At 67.8% G+C, this 1,464-nt stretch carries 1 protein-coding gene; it reads left to right on the plus strand.

Annotated elements, in window-relative coordinates; translation table 11 throughout:
• Positions 1-65: 65 nt before the first annotated feature.
• A complete protein-coding gene (locus A3CU_RS0134725) occupies positions 66-1,325 on the plus strand; it encodes an IS701 family transposase (protein WP_425388303.1) in 1,260 nt (419 codons plus the stop codon).
• The last annotated feature ends 139 nt before the right edge of the window (positions 1,326-1,464 follow it).

A 1,464-nucleotide genomic window follows, 5' to 3' on the forward strand; every position in this document is an offset into this window, starting at 1 on the left:
CTAGTAGTGCTTTGTTAGGTGTGTCGTTGTGGCTGGTCGGGGCGTTGCTGTGATCTCCTTTGCGGGTGCTTCCGGAGGAAATGGACGAGGTTCGTCCGGTGATCGAGGAGTTTGCTGCGCGGATGTTCGGTGGGTTCGCGCGGCGTGACCAGCGGGCGAAGGGGCAGCTGTATCTGCGCGGGCTGATGCTGGAGGGCAAGCGCAAGTCGATGCAGCCGATGGCCGAGCGGCTCGGGGTCGATCACCAGCAGTTGCAGCAGTTCGTCACCACCTCGACCTGGGATCACGTCGAGGTCCGGCGACGCCTGGCCGGGTGGGCCGGTGAGTTCGTCGATCCGGACGCACTGGTGATCGATGACACCGGGTTTCCCAAGGACGGCAAGGATTCCCCCGGTGTGGCACGGATGTACTGCGGCGCATTGGGCAAGACTGGGAACTGCCAGATCGGAGTGAGCGTGCACGCGGTCACCGACTGGGCTTCGGCTGCGATCGACTGGCGGCTGTTCCTGCCGGAGTCCTGGGATGACGAGAAAGCCGCAGACGGCAAGGCAGCAGCCGAGATCCAGTGGCGGCGGGCCCGCAGCGCGATCCCGGACGAGCTGCGGCATCGGGAGAAATGGCGGCTGGCGCTGGACATGCTCGACGAGGTCACGGGCGAGTGGGGGCTGCCGCAGCGGCCGGTGGTGGCCGACGCCGGCTACGGCGACGCCACCGAGTTCAGGCTCGGCCTGACCGAACGTGGCCTGACCTACGTGCTGGCCGTCAGCCCGACCGCGACCGCCTATCCCGCCAAGGCAGTGCCGGTGACACCGGCATGGAAGGGCAACGGCCGCCCACCACGGCCGCGCTACCCCGACCCGGCGCAGGATCTGAAGTCCCTCGTGATGGCCGCCGGGCGATCGGCGGGCCGGTACGTGGTCTGGCGACACGGATCACGCAAGTCCCCCGGCAACCCGACCGCGAGCATGCGATCACGGTTCCTCGCGCTGCGGGTCCGCCCAGCCAACCGCAACATCCCCCGCGGCATCGACGGCAGCGTGCCTGAGTGCTGGCTGCTGGCCGAGTGGCCTCCCGGCGAGCCCGAGCCCACCGACTACTGGCTCTCGACTCTGCCTGCCGACGTCCCGCTGCGGGACCTGGTTCGACTGGCCAAGATCCGCTGGCGCATCGAACACGACTACCGCGAACTCAAAGACGGCCTCGGCCTGGACCACTTCGAAGGCCGCTCCTGGCTCGGCTGGCACCGCCACGTCACCCTCACCGCGGTGGCCCAAGCCATCTGCACCCAGCTCCGACGCACCCCAAAAGCCCCTGCGCAGGCCTGACCCTCTACGCAGTCCTGCGCGAACTCCAGGCCCTGCTCGCGGTCTGGACAGGTGTCTGCCACACCTGCCGACAACCCGTCCAGACCCGAACCCCACAACAGAAACCCCAGCTCAACAGCACCTAACAAAGCGCTACTAG

Origin of the sequence: Amycolatopsis taiwanensis DSM 45107 (genome assembly GCF_000519205.1) — a bacterium.
In the GTDB taxonomy this organism is placed as follows: Bacteria; Actinomycetota; Actinomycetes; order Mycobacteriales; family Pseudonocardiaceae; genus Amycolatopsis_E; species Amycolatopsis_E taiwanensis.